This window comes from Acuticoccus kandeliae (genome assembly GCF_003073115.1).
Genome location: NZ_QBBV01000149.1, coordinates 1 through 316, shown reverse-complemented (window position 1 = coordinate 316; position 316 = coordinate 1). Strand labels below are relative to the sequence as shown.

The window sequence follows — 316 nt, the reverse complement described above, 5'->3', positions numbered from 1 at the left end:
CGGTACTCCAACACCGACCTCAACACCCACAAGCTGCGCATCCCGGACTTCCCGATGCTCGCGCAGGCGATGGGCTGCGAGGGACTGCGGGTCGAGTCCAAGGAGGACGTCGACCGGGTCATCCACCAGGCGATGGAGATCAACGACCGGCCGGTCGTCGTGGAGTTCGTCGTCGGTGCCGACGCCCAGGTGTGGCCGATGGTCGCCGCGGGCACGAGCAACGACGAGATCAACGTCCGGCGCGACATCCGGCCGGAGTTCGAGCACGACGAGCTGGCCGCGTCGGTCGACGCGGTCGCCGACGTCACCGAGCAGG

The 316-nt window shown here is 68.7% G+C and carries 1 protein-coding gene; it reads left to right on the top strand.

All coding sequences use genetic code 11. The features are described from left to right. On the top strand, positions 1-316 hold a 316-nt coding region (locus tag DBV35_RS29705), incomplete at both ends, for a thiamine pyrophosphate-dependent enzyme (RefSeq protein ID WP_245944158.1).